Origin of the sequence: Salinicola lusitanus (assembly GCF_038648475.1) — a bacterium.
GTDB lineage: Bacteria > Pseudomonadota > Gammaproteobacteria > Pseudomonadales > Halomonadaceae > Salinicola > Salinicola lusitanus.
The window spans coordinates 539,541-552,612 of record NZ_CP151919.1; the positions used below are offsets into that span (position 1 = coordinate 539,541).

The 13,072-nt window shown below is 64.8% G+C and carries 14 protein-coding genes; 6 read left to right on the forward strand and 8 right to left on the reverse strand.

Annotated elements, in window-relative coordinates; all coding sequences use genetic code 11:
* Positions 1-475: 475 nt before the first annotated feature.
* Positions 476-1,546 carry an NAD(P)-dependent alcohol dehydrogenase gene (locus AAGT95_RS02405; RefSeq protein WP_110598032.1) on the reverse strand — a complete coding sequence of 357 codons (1,071 nt, stop codon included), beginning with the start codon at positions 1,544-1,546 and terminating at the stop codon, positions 476-478.
* Between the two features lie 210 nt (positions 1,547-1,756).
* Between AAGT95_RS02405 and AAGT95_RS02410 the strand changes: the two genes are divergently transcribed.
* Positions 1,757-2,683 carry an AraC family transcriptional regulator gene (locus tag AAGT95_RS02410; RefSeq protein WP_110598033.1) on the forward strand — a complete coding sequence of 309 codons (927 nt, stop codon included), beginning with the start codon at positions 1,757-1,759 and terminating at the stop codon, positions 2,681-2,683.
* An 18-nt stretch (positions 2,684-2,701) separates the two neighbouring features.
* Here AAGT95_RS02410 and AAGT95_RS02415 read toward each other — a convergent pair whose 3' ends face one another.
* A complete protein-coding gene (locus tag AAGT95_RS02415) occupies positions 2,702-3,442 on the reverse strand; it encodes a TSUP family transporter (protein WP_342595401.1) in 741 nt (246 codons plus the stop codon).
* 169 nt (positions 3,443-3,611) lie between these two features.
* Between AAGT95_RS02415 and AAGT95_RS02420 the strand changes: the two genes are divergently transcribed.
* Positions 3,612-4,037, forward strand: coding sequence for a hypothetical protein (locus AAGT95_RS02420; RefSeq protein WP_342595402.1), 426 nt, complete (start codon positions 3,612-3,614; stop codon positions 4,035-4,037).
* On the opposite strand, the gene AAGT95_RS02425 is transcribed toward AAGT95_RS02420, so the two are convergent.
* From AAGT95_RS02425 to trmB, 5 genes are all read right to left on the reverse strand, one after another.
* A complete protein-coding gene (locus AAGT95_RS02425; RefSeq protein WP_342595403.1) occupies positions 4,038-4,562 on the reverse strand; it encodes an N-acetyltransferase family protein in 525 nt (174 codons plus the stop codon).
* Positions 4,563-4,603: 41 nt separating this feature from the next.
* Positions 4,604-5,062, reverse strand: a complete 459-nt coding sequence (locus AAGT95_RS02430; protein WP_342595404.1) for an META domain-containing protein — start codon at positions 5,060-5,062, stop codon at positions 4,604-4,606.
* 150 nt (positions 5,063-5,212) lie between these two features.
* A complete protein-coding gene (gene dacB, locus AAGT95_RS02435) occupies positions 5,213-6,661 on the reverse strand; it encodes a D-alanyl-D-alanine carboxypeptidase/D-alanyl-D-alanine endopeptidase (protein WP_342595405.1) in 1,449 nt (482 codons plus the stop codon).
* 140 nt (positions 6,662-6,801) lie between these two features.
* Positions 6,802-7,131, reverse strand: a complete 330-nt coding sequence (locus AAGT95_RS02440) for a DMT family transporter (protein ID WP_110598037.1) — start codon at positions 7,129-7,131, stop codon at positions 6,802-6,804.
* On the reverse strand, positions 7,128-7,817 hold the full coding sequence (gene trmB / locus AAGT95_RS02445; RefSeq protein ID WP_342595406.1) for a tRNA (guanine(46)-N(7))-methyltransferase TrmB: 690 nt from the start codon (positions 7,815-7,817) through the stop codon (positions 7,128-7,130). The genes AAGT95_RS02440 and trmB overlap by 4 nt, the downstream gene beginning before the upstream one ends.
* Positions 7,818-8,168: 351 nt before the next feature.
* Between trmB and AAGT95_RS02450 the strand changes: the two genes are divergently transcribed.
* From AAGT95_RS02450 to AAGT95_RS02465, 4 genes are all read left to right on the forward strand, one after another.
* Complete coding sequence (locus tag AAGT95_RS02450) at positions 8,169-10,046, forward strand: beta-ketoacyl synthase (protein ID WP_342596573.1); 1,878 nt, start codon at positions 8,169-8,171, stop codon at positions 10,044-10,046.
* 92 nt (positions 10,047-10,138) lie between these two features.
* The gene (coaD, locus tag AAGT95_RS02455) at positions 10,139-10,630 is read left to right on the forward strand and encodes a pantetheine-phosphate adenylyltransferase (RefSeq protein WP_342595407.1); all 492 of its coding nucleotides are present in this window, start codon (positions 10,139-10,141) and stop codon (positions 10,628-10,630) included.
* Positions 10,587-10,898 carry a YfhL family 4Fe-4S dicluster ferredoxin gene (locus AAGT95_RS02460; RefSeq protein ID WP_232822195.1) on the forward strand — a complete coding sequence of 104 codons (312 nt, stop codon included), beginning with the start codon at positions 10,587-10,589 and terminating at the stop codon, positions 10,896-10,898. The genes coaD and AAGT95_RS02460 overlap by 44 nt, the downstream gene beginning before the upstream one ends.
* An 81-nt stretch (positions 10,899-10,979) precedes the next feature.
* On the forward strand, positions 10,980-11,525 hold the full coding sequence (locus AAGT95_RS02465; protein WP_110598040.1) for an adenylate kinase: 546 nt from the start codon (positions 10,980-10,982) through the stop codon (positions 11,523-11,525).
* Between the two features lie 87 nt (positions 11,526-11,612).
* On the opposite strand, the gene AAGT95_RS02470 is transcribed toward AAGT95_RS02465, so the two are convergent.
* Positions 11,613-13,031, reverse strand: a complete 1,419-nt coding sequence (locus AAGT95_RS02470; RefSeq protein WP_110598041.1) for a hypothetical protein — start codon at positions 13,029-13,031, stop codon at positions 11,613-11,615.
* Positions 13,032-13,072: the final 41 nt, after the last annotated feature.

A 13,072-nucleotide genomic window follows, 5' to 3' on the forward strand; every position in this document is an offset into this window, starting at 1 on the left:
ACGTCCCATTTTCTTTCTCTTAAAGCGATATGAATTTTCTCCTGCCCTTTCCATGTACGATTTTCATGCCAAAGAAAAGCTTTACTTTAAATTTCATGGCCTTGAATAATTATTCTACGAATGGGTATGCCACCTCTCTTTCCATTCTTGCGCTCGTTTGCCATTCCCTGCACTTGCTCAGTGCAAACCTTGTGCTGGAGGAAGCACACTGCTGACGACTCACCAGCAAGGCCGAGGGGAGGGCTGGATTGGCAGATCGTTTTTAGTGGTGACTGACATGGCCAGCATCATTGCCGGCTTAGCATGGACTCGAGATGTACAGGGTGACGGTAAAGGTGTGCCGTCCGCGAGACAGCGACCCACCGAAGCCGGCGGGCCCTTTAACCTGTCTCACGAAAAACGCCAGCGACATCGTCGCTGGCGTTCGAAGCTCGAGGCTCGGGGCTCTTGGCTCTTGGCTCTTGGCTAGGAGCTCTTAGCTCTCCTTGATCGATGCCATGTCGATCACGAACCGATACTTCACGTCGCCCTTCTGCATGCGCTCCCAGGCCTCGTTGATCTGATCGATGTTGATCATCTCGACGTCGCAGGTGATCCCGTTCTCGGCACAGAAATCGAGCACTTCCTGGGTTTCCGGCATGCCGCCGATCAGCGAACCGGCCAGCACCCGACGACGGAACACCAGGTTGGCACCAGAAATCGCCGGATCGATCGGCTCGAGCAGGCCGACGAGAATGTGCGTGCCATCCGGCTTCAGGGCATTGAGATAGGGGTTGATATCATGCTGCACCGGCACCGTGTCGAGCATGAAGTCGAAGGTTTCGGTGATCGCTGCCATCTCGTCGTCGTTGGTGGAGATGACCACGTGATCGGCGCCCTGCTTTCTGGCCTCGGCCTTCTTGGACTCGGACCGCGTGAACAGCGTGACCTCGGCACCCAGCGCCTTGGCGAGCTTGACCCCCATATGGCCGAGACCGCCCATGCCGATGATGCCGACCTTGTCACCCGGCTTGACGCCGTAGTGTTTCAGCGGTGAATAGGTGGTGATACCGGCGCACAGGATCGGCGCGGCAGACTTGAGGTCGATGCCATCGGGCATGCGCACGACGAAACGTTCGCTGACCACGACCTTGTCGGAGTAGCCGCCCTGGGTCAGGGTGCCGTCATGCTTGTCGGGACTGCCGTAGGTCATCACGAAACCTTCGGCGCAGTAGTTCTCGAGGCCTTCGTTACAGGCCTGGCACTGGCGGCAGGAGTCCACCATGCAGCCGACGCCGACCAGATCGCCGACCTGGTACTGGCTGACGTCATCGCCCACGGCCGTGACGCGACCGACGATCTCGTGCCCCGGCACGACCGGATAGGAGGCCATGCCCCAGTCGTCGCGAGCGAAGTGAAGATCGCTGTGGCAGACGCCGCAGTAGAGAATTTCGATCGAGACATCATCCGGGCGCGGCGCACGGCGCTCGAAGTCCCAGGGCGCCAACGGCGTCGTGGCGGAATGCGCAGCGTAACCCTTGGCGGGCGTGGCAGTAGCCTGAGTCATAGCGGTAACCCTTGGTCGAGAAGACGAATGATGCGCCGTGATGGGGCGCGGAAACGCGACCAGTGTGGTCGATGCGCTTGACGGCCGCCATGCCGGATCCTGTCGAACATCCGCCCTATTCTCTTGAGATGGCGCATTTTGTTATTTTATAACGCCATTTTCATGCACAATACGCTGATCCTCCGTATCGCCCCACTTTCGGGAGACGTCATGCTCGAGCACTCACTTCAGGTTTCGCCAAGCGATCAGCCAGACGCCATCGAACCGACCCGGCCGGCCCCGGACTGGGCTTCCCGTCTGGCCCGGGCACTGGCACCGCTGGCCAGGACCAACGGCTTCTCCGCCACCCACATCGACGGGGTGAAGCTGATCGCCTCGGAATGCAGCTGTCCGCGAACACCGCTGATCTACGAACCGGGGCTCTTCATCATCGCGCAGGGTGACAAGATCGGCTATCTGGAGGACCGGGTCATTCATTATGGTCCCGGCAACTATCTGGTACAGGCGATGCCGCTACCCTTCGAGTGCGAGACGCTCGCCCGCCCCGGCGCGCCGCTGCTGGGCCTATCCATCGATGTGGACCCGTTGACGTTGAGCGAACTGGTTCACCACCTGCCGACACCGGCCGATGGCAATCGTCGCTCCCCCGAGCCCATGGCGGCGGTCCCCCTCGATGCCACCATGGCGGAAGCGGTACAACGACTGGCCGACTGCCTGCAGGATGAGAGCACCAGCCGGGCCCTGGGCGCGGGCCGGGTGCGGGAGGTGCTGTTCGCGGCGCTCAACGGCCCGCAAGGCCAGTCGCTGCGGGAGCTGGTCCAGCAGCAGGGACACTACGCGCGTATCGCCGAGTCGCTGAACTACCTTCATCGCCATTTCGCGCTGCCGCTGACAGTGGAAGCGCTCGCCGAACGTGCCAACATGAGCGCCTCGCACTTCCACCATCACTTCAAGCGCGTGACACAGTTGTCACCGGTGCAGTATCTCAAGCGCCTGCGACTACTTCGGGCGCGGGTCCTGCTGAGCCAGCAGCGGGTCAATGTGGCCAGGGCTGCTGGCGATGTGGGCTATCGCAGCACCTCGCAGTTCAGTCGCGAGTACAAGCGCTACTTCGGCGTCAGCCCCTCCCAGGAGTAGACTTGCCGGCCGCCCCGATCACGCCCACAGCCCCATCAGTCCCCGGATCAGGTAGTAGGCCCCCACCACGGTGACGATCCAGCGCGTCCAGTAGCGAAAGCCGGCATCCGTCAGCCGGGAGAGCACCAGATTGCCGGTGCGCGTGCCCACGAAGGCGAAAGGGATCGCCAGCGCCACCCAGCCCCACTCGCCGCTGTCCATCGCCAGGGCCGCCTGCCAGTAGAAGAGGATCTTGAGGCTGTGCGCGATGACCTGAATGGTGGCCTTGGTCGCCACCACGGTGCGACGATCGAGATGGGTACGGATGAAGCCGAGGTCGATGGTCGGGCCGGATACGCCGACGGCAATGGTCAATCCCCCGGAGACGAGCCCGCACAGGACGGCATGCCCCGGCCGCGAGACATCGAAATGGAACCAGCGCTTGGGTATCCACACCATTACCGGCATCAGCCCGAGCACGATCAGCACCACCGTCTCGCTGGGAGAGTAGCGCACCAGCGCCAGCAACCCGGCCGCGATCAACACGCCGCAGGCGATCATGGCGACGATGCGCCATTCGATGAAGTGACGCGACAGCCAGGCGCGCGATCCGTTGGCGGTGAGCTGGATCACCCCGTGAACGGCGATCGCCGTCGCCGCCGGTAACCAGGCGAGCAGGAAGCCAAGCAGAATCAGTCCGCCGGCCATGCCAAAGACGCCGGACAACACCGAGGTCGAGAACACCACGGCCAGAAACAGCAATCCAACGGGTAGTGCCATACGAGGTCTATACTCCAGTGGCGGGCCAACAGTGTCCGAGAAAGATCCACGACCGCTGAAGCCGTGGACAATGTGCCAGCTCGACGGGCGCGATGCGCTCATACCACTGGCAGCCGGTGACACGCCACCGGCATCGCCCCTTCCACCGGCAACAAGGACCGTATCCCTCATGCGCCGTTTCACGCCCTACACCGTCCCGACCTGCCTCGCCACGGCCCTGCTCGCCATGGCCGGCCCCGCCCACGCCTCCAGCGATGCCGCCTGGGAGGAGCACGACCGGGCGGTCATCGAACAGTGCCAGCAGGCCAGCCAGTTTCCGGATGCCGCCCCGGCTGGCGAGCCGGTGCTGTTCGACGACGAGGCCGGCATGACGGCTCTGCTGATCCAGGGCCATTACCCGCAGGACCACATGAACGGTCAGGCCGGCCAGGAACTCTGCCTGTTCCTGCGCAGCAGCCAGGAGGTCTATATCGCCGACGCCGACAAGCTGGCGATAGGTTCCGATGCGCTGCCGAGCACGCCGACGGAGGCCATCAACGGCGACGCCGACAGCGGTAGCGCAGGCCAGTCGGGCAAGCCCGGCGATGCCCCCTGATCACTCCGCGCGAGGGCGCTCCGGCGTCGCCAGGATCCGCTGGTAGAAGGCCAGGTCGAGCCAGCGCCCGAACTTGAAGGCGGCCTGACGGACAGTGCCGGCGTGTTCGAAGCCCAGCCGTTCGTGCAGCACGATGCTGGGGGCGTTGGCGGCATCGATGCCGCCGATCAGGGTGTGGCACTGCTGAGCCTCGGCGCGCGCGATCAGTGCCGTCATCAGCTGCCTGGCGACGCCCCGCTGGCGGAAGTCGCCATCCACGTAGACCGAGTGCTCGACGCTGTAGCGATAGGCGGCATGGGGCCGAAACGGGCCATAGCTGGCGAACCCCATCAGCCGGCCGCTATCGTCGTCGAGCATGCCGAGGATCGGAAAGTCCCCTGCGCGCTTGGTCTGGAACCATTGCTCGACGACAGCCCTCGTCCGTGGCTGATACTCGTAGAGCGCAGTGGTATTGAGGATGGCGTCATTGAAGATCGCCAGCACGGCATCGCCATGCCGGTCGAACTCGCAGTCGATCAGGGTCAAGGTACGGTCCTCACGGTCGAATCAGGGAGCTTGCGCGTCGCTCAATACAGCGCATTGGCCTTGAGTCTGGCCAGCGTTCTGTCAGCCGCGTCCTTCAGCACGAGCGACTGTCCGGAAATCGAGTAGTGCGCCGTTTCGGAGAGTGTCGCCAGCCACCCCTGTTCGAGGGTCGCCATCTCCCCGGGACACGCCATTCGGGTCGAGGCCAACTGCGAGAAGGTCAGCGTATCGCCCTCCATCCGGTAGCCCCCCATCAACCGGTTGCAGCCGGTCGAGCCGGCAACGCGCCCCTGCGCATCGAGTACCAGGTGCGCTTCGCGCTGGTTGTCCGCCACGGGCACCGGCTCGCCGTCGAGCGTCATCAGTTTCCAGTAGGTACCGACCAGGGCTTCGCTGGCGGCCGGTGCGTTGGCGCCGGTTGCGGCGTCATCCGGGTTCGAGGCACAACCGGCAACGCTCACGATGATGGCAGCGGCGAACAGGGAAAGGCGTGACAGCACTTGGACGTCCTCATGTAGGAAGGGTGGAGCAAACGGTACGATTTTGCGCGCGGGCGACCACGGAGGCAATCCGGGCCGCCCGCCTCGGCGAAAACGCCAGGGCCTGTCCAAACGATTCACCCGGCTCACGATGTCGCGGGTGAACACGCCCTAGTGGCGCTCGATCATCGCGGTCAGGTCGTCGGCGACCATCGGCAGCGTCTCGCGCCAGGAGAGATACGGCGTCGACCCGGTACCGTTGACCAGCACGGCGAAGCTGCCCCAACGCCCGCTGTCGGTGCGGAAATAGCCTGCCACCGCGCGTACCGTCACCGGCTCGTTGAGCGTACCCGTCTTGAGCATCACGTGGTCCTGGAAGGTCTGGCTGCCACGACGGATGAAATGCATCGGCCCGTTGGCGGGTACCTGCATGCCGGCCACGAACGTGGGAAACAGCGAGGCATTGCCATACATCGCGCCAAGCAGCGAGTTGACGCTCTGCGCCGACACCCGGTTTTCCGGCGTCAGCCCGCTACCGCTGCGCAGTATCGCCGCACCGTGTCCCGGCAGGCTGGTGGCGAAACGCTCGAGCTCCCGCCCGGCGTCCGGCAGATTCTGCTGGGTGCCGGAGGTCAGATCCAGCGCCAGGGTGTCGGCCATGAAATTGTTCGAGTAGTTGAGCGTGCGCAGCAGCAGCTCCTGCAGCGGCTTGCCCTCGACGGCGGCCAACTCCTTGGCGATCGACGGCGGAGCCTGCCGACTCACGGCGTAGCCGCCGCTGACCGGCACGCCCGCCTGGCGCAGCAGTGACAGCAGCGTCTGCCCGGTCTGGTCCGCCGGATCCGAGCTCGCCTTGTAGATGGGGCGGGGATAGGTCCCGGCGGGAATCTGCCCGCTGACCTTGAGCGTGTCCCCCTGGCTGTCGGTCACCCGCTTGGCGTAGAGGTCGGCGGAGCCGCCCGCGGCGATCGTGGTCACGTCGTTCTGGATTCGCAGGGTCGGCGCCACCGTGTCGCAGCTGGTGATCCGTGCCGGCTGGCCGACCACCCCCGGCATCACCGTGGCGCACCAGCTGCCGTAGTTGACCGCCGCGGAAGAGAGCAGCGAGGCGTAGGCGTTGGTGCCCTCCGTCTGTGTCTTGCAGCGATCGCTGGTCTGGCAGGTCACCGGGCCGAAGCGCCACTGGCTGATCACCAGTTGCCCGTCGACGCTGGAGACCCCGAGCTCCCGCAGCTTCTGGATCAGCCGCCAGAGCTCTTCCGACGTCAGCGCCGGGTCGCCGCCGCCCTCGAGCACCAGGTCGCCGTGCAGGACGCCGTTGCCATCGAGCGTGCCGGTAGAGACGAAGCGGGTGGTGAACCGGTGCTGTGGTCCCCAGCGATCCAGGGCGGCGGCGGCGGTGTAGAGCTTGGTGACGGACGCCGGTGACAGCGGTTGCGAGGGATTGAGGGCGCCCAGCACCTCCCCGCTATCCAATAACCGCGCCTGGGCGCTGATCACGAAACCCTTGTCGGCGAGCCGGGCGACATGATCGAACCCGGCTGCCTGGACGACGACAGAGACCACCGATAGTGACAACGCACCGAGAAACAGAGAACTCCGACCTAGCCACTGCCGCATAATGGATGCTCGCTTCAAAGAAAAATGAGGGCCAATCTGGTCCAGAGCGTACCAATTAACGCCCCTCGGAGGCGATGCCTGGTGTCATGTCGAAGTACCAAAAGACGAAAGCGCTGAAATAGAGAAGGCACCACCGCACGTCAGTGCGACGACAGCCGCGAAAAAACCTGGATGACGACGACGCCGGCGATGATCAGCCCCATGCCCAGGTAGGCGGGCAGGTCCGGTTTCTCGCCGTAGAACACGATACCGATCAGCGTCACCAGCACGATACCGAGGCCGGCCCAGATCGCGTAGGTGATGCCCACGGGCAGCGACTTCAGCACCAGCGACAGCGCATAGAACGAGAAGCCGTAGCCCACGACCACCACGAGGCTGGGTAGCCAGCGTGTGAAACCGGCCGAGGCTTTCAGCGAACTGGTTGCCACGACTTCGGCGACGATCGCCAGGGCGAGGAGCAGATAGCTCATCGGGCGGGCTCTCCGTTGGGTAGCGAAGCGGCGAGATCGACGCGATAGCGCCACAGCGTCTGGCCGCTCTCGTAATATTTTCGCTCGAATGGCGTCATGAACGTGACGCCGGGAGTGAAGGAAGCGATCTCGCCCTCGACCCCGAGCAGCGCCTCGACGCCGAGGGCGAACTCCTCGACATAGATGGCCCAGTTGGAGCGCAGCTCCAGCACCCCACCGAGCGCGAGCAGCGAGGGAAAGACCGGATGGCCATGCCAGCGCTTCTTGAGTTGCGTGCTCTTGGGATAGGGGTTCGGGTAGAGCAGGTAGTGCCGCGCCGGCCGCCACCCGGCGGCGAGCGCCAGGCGCCAGAAATCGACCAGATCGGCACGCACCAGTCGCGCATTGTCCGGCAAGGCACCGTGATCTCGCGACAGCCGCAGTTCGCTGCGGTCCACGCCGATCACGGCATGATCGGGATGACGTTCGGCGAGCCGGCGCGTGGAGAGCCCCACGCCACAGCCGGCGTCGAGGATCAGCGGCCGGCACTGCGCCTCCAGCCATCGAGCCGCTTCCGCGAAGGCCAGCCGCGTATGCTCGGCCGGCGGGCGTTGCCACTCGCTATCGCGAGCACGCTGGACGCGGCGCATCAAATCCTGGTGCGGCCCCTGCTGACTTGAGACGATGGCGCGCGATGAGGCTTGCATGAGAACACCGATGATAAAGCTGCGACAGGCCGGGTATTCTAGCAGCCGGCTGCCCGACCCATGCATCCGGAACGCACGATAGCTTACCTGGCGTGGCATGACGGCGCGCGCGCGCAGGTGTATCATCCCTGCCCACATTCAGCCAATCCTGGCAATACGGCCTTCGATGGCATGTACGATCACTGTTTTCCCTGTTCGCTCGGGGGCTTTTCTCCACCGGTCTGGACCGAAAGCTGAGTCCCCGGCGGGAATATCCTTTCATCGCAGTCGATCCATCCCCATGTCATGGTCACCGATTGCCCCAATGTTCACGAGGGACGTGGCTTGTCACATTTACCGGTAATCGTCGGTATGGGCGGCGTCAACGCCGCGGGAAGAACCTCCGGGCACCAAGCCTACCGCCGCACGATTCTCGACGTTCTGCCAGCCGCCGAGCAGACCCGTACGCTCGTTGCCCTGGCGACCCTGATGCAGTTGGTCACCCCGTGCGGCGAGGGCCAATGGCAGAGTCCCGATGGCGAGACGCTCGGCGAGGCCGCGGTCGTCGATCGCTACCGCGAGCAGATTCTCAAGCAGACGCTGATCCGGCGCATCGAGGACGACGCCTTCCGGGAGGCCGGTATCCCCGGCAACCGCGAGATGCGGCTGACGTTCTCGCAGCCCGTGAGCTTCACCACGTTACGGCGCCAACTGCCGCAGCCACTGCCCGATGGCTGGGAGATCCGCGAGCTCGACAGGCAGACCGTCGAGGTCAACGTGCCTGCCGGTACGCTGAACGCGCTGCTGCCCGAAAGGCGGCAGGCGCTGGTGCGGGCTGCCGGCTGCCTGCCGTCGGGCTTCTCGCCGGAAACCTTCTACCGCAGCGTTCACCACCCGCGTGGCCTGTCGATGGCGATCTTCGGCGTCAGCGACTGCCTCGGCCAGAGCGGGCTCGACTGGGAATCGCTGCGTGACCGGGTGGATCCGGATGCCATCGCCGTCTACGCCGGCAACTCCATCGGCCAGCTCGACGACGCCGGCTGGGGCGGCATGCTGAAGAGCTTCGTCACCGGCCAGCGGACCACCTCCAAGCAGATGCCGCTGGGCTATGGCCAGATGCCGGCGGACTTCCTCAATGCCTACGTACTCGGCAGCGTGGGCGCCACCGGTGCGATCCAGGGCGCCTGCGCCACCTTCCTCTACAACCTGCGACTCGGCATCGACGATATCCGCCAGGGCCGTCGCCGCATCGTCATGGTCGGCACCAGCGATGCGCCGGTGACGCCGGAGATCATCGAAGGCTTTCGCGCCATGAGCGCGCTCGCCGACGACCAGAGCCTGATGGCGCTGGACGCACTGGAGCTGCTGACCGACGAGGATTACCAGCGCGCCTGCCGTCCGTTCGCCCGCAACTGCGGCTTCACCATCGCCGAGGCGGCACAGTTCGTGCTGCTGATGGACGACTCGCTGGTGCTGGAGACCGGCGCCCAGATCCTGGCCGCCGTGCCCGAGGTGAACGTCAATGCCGACGGCTGGAAGCGTTCGATCTCCGCCCCCGGTATCGGCAACTATCTCACGCTGGGCAAGTCGGTGGCCCTGGCCACCTCGATCCTGGGCGAACAGAGCGTGCGGCAGCGCAGCTATCTCCACGCCCATGGCACCAGCACGCCGAAGAACCGCACCACCGAGTCGCATATCTTCGACCAGGTGGCCCGGGCCAACGGCATCGAAAACTGGCCGGTCGCCGCGATCAAGGCGTTCATCGGCCATTCTCAAGGCACTGCCGCCGGCGACCAGATCGCCAGCGCCCTGGGCACCTTCGCCCATGGCTGGGTGCCGGGCATTCCGACGCTCGATGCGGTGGCGGACGATGTCTACGCCGAGAAGCTACGCTTCTTCCAGGCGCCACTCGCGTTCGAGGCGGACTGCAGCTTCATCAACGCCAAGGGGTTCGGCGGCAACAACGCCACCGGCCTGCTGCTGTCGCCGCAGGTGACCGAGCGCCTGCTGGCCCAGCGCCACGGCCAGCGCGCACTCGACGACTGGCGGCATCGCCGCGAGCGCACGCTCGCCGCCGCCGCGCAGTACGAAGCCGAGGCCGATGCGGGACGATTCGAGGTCATCTATCGCTTTGGCGAGGGCGTGCTGGAGGGGCCGGAGCTGGAAGTCGGTCGCGATGCGATCCGGATTCCCGGCTATGCCAACCCCGTATCGCTGAAGGTCGACAATCCTTTCGGTACACTGGATTGAGTTCGGATCGTCAACGACACCCGGACAGGAAATCGACTTCGGCCGAGCAGTCGGCCGTCCGCCATGCTCTCGATCAGCGCGGAGTCTTGCGAATGAAGAACATCGTCGTCTACCCCGGCACCTTCGACCCGATCACCAACGGTCATCGGGATCTGATCCAGCGCGCCGCGAGGATCTTCGACAAGGTCGTGATCGCCGTCGCCGAAAGCCCGCGCAAGCAGCCGACGCTGTCGCTCGAGGTGCGCGAGGCACTGGCTCGCGAAGTGGTCGCCGACTGGCCCAATGTCGACGTGGTCGGCTTCGACGGCCTGCTCACCGAACTGCTGGTGCAGCAGCGGGCGAGGATCATCCTGCGCGGGCTCAGGGCGGTATCGGACTTCGAGTACGAGATGCAGCTGGCCAACATGAACCGCGCCCAGGCACCGGATGTCGAGACGCTGTTTCTGACCCCCGAGATCGAAAATTCGTATATCTCCTCGACCCTCGTGCGCGAGATCGCGCGCCTCGGCGGGGACGTTTCCCAACACGTATCGCCGTGCGTTGTCGATGCACTCCGCCGGCGGTTCGCGGCAGACGGCGCGTGAGCGCCGCGAGGACGGTTACATGGCACTGATGATCACCGATGAATGCATCAACTGCGATGTCTGCGAGCCGGAATGTCCCAACGACGCGATCTCGCCCGGGGAAGAGATCTACGTGATCGACCCGGGCCGCTGCACCGAGTGCGTCGGTCACTTCGACGAGCCGCAGTGCCAGCAGGTCTGCCCGGTGGACTGCATTCCGCTCGACCCCGAGCGCGAGGAGAGCAAGGAGCAACTGATGGAAAAGTACCGGATCATCACCGCCGCCTGAGCCCGCTCGTCCCGCTCCCGTGACCCGTGAATGAGCCCACCGCAAATCCGGGTCGCGCCCGTTATCCGCGAAACGCCCACCATGAAGATCAACGTCGTCGGCACCAGTGGCAGTGGCAAGAGCACGCTGGCGAGAAAACTCGCCAGCGTGCTCGACGTTCCGCATATCCAGCTCGACCAGCTTTACTGGCAAGCCGACTGGCAAGGCACTCCCGACGACGAGTTCTTCGCCCGTCTCCGCCAGGCCATGGCGGCATCGCCGGACGGCTGGGTCATCGACGGCAACTTCGATCGCACACGTCATATCAAGTGGCCCGAAGCGGATATCGTCATCTGGCTCGACCTGGGCTTCTGGCGAGTACTGAGCCAATCCGTGCGCCGCGCCATCGAACGCATCGTCACCCGCGAGGAGCTCTGGCCCGGTACCGGCAACCGGGAAAGCTTTCGTCAGACCTTCCTCAGTCGCCGTTCGATCCTGCTATGGTCGCTGGGGACCTGGCGTCAGAATCGCAGGCGCTATCTGGCTGCCATGATCGACCCGGCCTACCGGCACATCCGCTTCATTCGCCTGACCCATCGCCACGAGCTGGCGACCTGCGTCTCCGCGCTGGTCCAGCGCAACCGCTGAAAACGCCGGCGCCGCGCCGATTTCCGGGTCGGAGCGGTGCTGGCATTCTCGCATTCTCGCATTCACGGCATCGCGTTCGCGGTGCGGCTAGAACGTGTAGGTTGCGTAGAGCTCGAACAGCTGAGCGGTGTCGTCGTTGCCACCGAAGCGCTCCTCGGCCCCCTGCTGCGGGTCGGCGATGGCGTAGATACCCGACAACGAGAGACGCTCGGTGATCGACCAGTCGGCATAGAGATTGAGTTCGTTGGCGAAGTCGCTATGGCTCGTACCCGCCGCTTCGGTGTCGTGATAGCGGAACCGGTAGCCGATCGCCCCGACCTCCAGATCGTCCCGCGGCGCCACCGAAAAGCGCAGCATGTCGACATCCAGATTGGCGTTGAACAGCATGTACTCGCCGACGATCTCGCCCATGAACCAGTTGCCCCAGCCGCCGGCGAAGTCGTAGAACAGCGTGTCGTAGTCCTCGCCGAATTCGGCGTGGCGATAGGCGATCTGCGGCGTCCAGGGCGCCTCGGAGAAGTCGTAGGTCGCCTGTATATACCAGCCGTTGTCGTCGATGCCTTCATCGCTGTTCTTCTCGCGGACGATCTGGCCCCCCAGCGAGAAATCGGGCACGGCGGCGAACGGCTTGCCCTTGGCTCGCAGGTTGTAGACGTCCATGCCGTCGCGGCCGGCGATGTCGCTGTCGGAGACTCGCAGGTAGGCCGCGCCCACCTTGGCCCGATCGCCCCAGGTGTAGTCGACGTTGACGCCATTGGTGCTGGTTTCGTCATCCGGCCCGCCGCTGACGTACTGATCGGCCTCGAGGTGGAACAGGTCGCCGTGCCAGCCGTGACTCTCGATCGAGGCGACGGCACTGTTCTTGAAGCCTTCGCTGGGGCCGATGTAGTAGCCCGCGTACTTGCCGGTATCGGTAAAGCCGTCTCCGACCAGAAAGCCGTCGCCGAATTCGAACTTCTGGCGTCCGGCCGAGAGCGTGATCGCGTCCTCGCCCAGCGTATCGGCCCACAGATCGCCGCTGCGCCATCCGAGGTAGGCGCGATCGAGGCGCGCATGCTCGGGATGTCCGGGTGTCGCGCCGGCCGCATCGCCGTAGGCGCTGCCGCGAGTCAGCGCGTAGCTGCCCTGAACACCGGTGAACCAGGTGCCACCGTCGGGGATATCCCACTCCGCCGTCAGCGCCGGCTGGCCTGCGGCTTCCATCCAGTCAGGGCTGGTCCCGGTGGGCGCGCCGCCATCGATACTGGACCCTGATCCGAAATTGACGTTATCGGTCGCGGCGCCGAAACCGTAGAGGGTCAGCCCGCCGTTGAGGCGAAGACGTCCATCGTCACTCTCGTAGAGCGAATGCGGGGCGCTCGGTGTGGCGATGCCGGCACCGAGATAGTCGATATCGGTGACGGCAGTGATGGCGTGGGCCTGGGAGGAGAACATTCCCCCCATCAGAAAGGCGCACGTGAGTGCACGACGACCGGGCAAGGCCGGCTGCTCGCTGCTTGGCGACATGGTCAGGTTCCCTTGGCTCTCGGCTTTTGTTCAACCGTTGG

Bases quoted from the DNA above. Each gene is read 5' to 3' on its own strand.
- coaD (WP_342595407.1), top strand. From the start codon at position 10,139: ATGAAGAACATCGTCGTCTACCCCGGCACCTTCGACCCGATCACCAAC.
- AAGT95_RS02440 (WP_110598037.1), bottom strand. From the start codon at position 7,131: ATGAGCTATCTGCTCCTCGCCCTGGCGATCGTCGCCGAAGTCGTGGCA.
- AAGT95_RS02470 (WP_110598041.1), bottom strand. From the start codon at position 13,031: ATGTCGCCAAGCAGCGAGCAGCCGGCCTTGCCCGGTCGTCGTGCACTC.
- AAGT95_RS02415 (WP_342595401.1), bottom strand. From the start codon at position 3,442: ATGGCACTACCCGTTGGATTGCTGTTTCTGGCCGTGGTGTTCTCGACC.
- AAGT95_RS02405 (WP_110598032.1), bottom strand. From the start codon at position 1,546: ATGACTCAGGCTACTGCCACGCCCGCCAAGGGTTACGCTGCGCATTCC.
- AAGT95_RS02410 (WP_110598033.1), top strand. From the start codon at position 1,757: ATGCTCGAGCACTCACTTCAGGTTTCGCCAAGCGATCAGCCAGACGCC.
- AAGT95_RS02450 (WP_342596573.1), top strand. From the start codon at position 8,169: ATGGGCGGCGTCAACGCCGCGGGAAGAACCTCCGGGCACCAAGCCTAC.
- dacB (WP_342595405.1), bottom strand. From the start codon at position 6,661: ATGCGGCAGTGGCTAGGTCGGAGTTCTCTGTTTCTCGGTGCGTTGTCA.
- trmB (WP_342595406.1), bottom strand. From the start codon at position 7,817: ATGCAAGCCTCATCGCGCGCCATCGTCTCAAGTCAGCAGGGGCCGCAC.
- AAGT95_RS02465 (WP_110598040.1), top strand. From the start codon at position 10,980: ATGAAGATCAACGTCGTCGGCACCAGTGGCAGTGGCAAGAGCACGCTG.
- AAGT95_RS02420 (WP_342595402.1), top strand. From the start codon at position 3,612: ATGCGCCGTTTCACGCCCTACACCGTCCCGACCTGCCTCGCCACGGCC.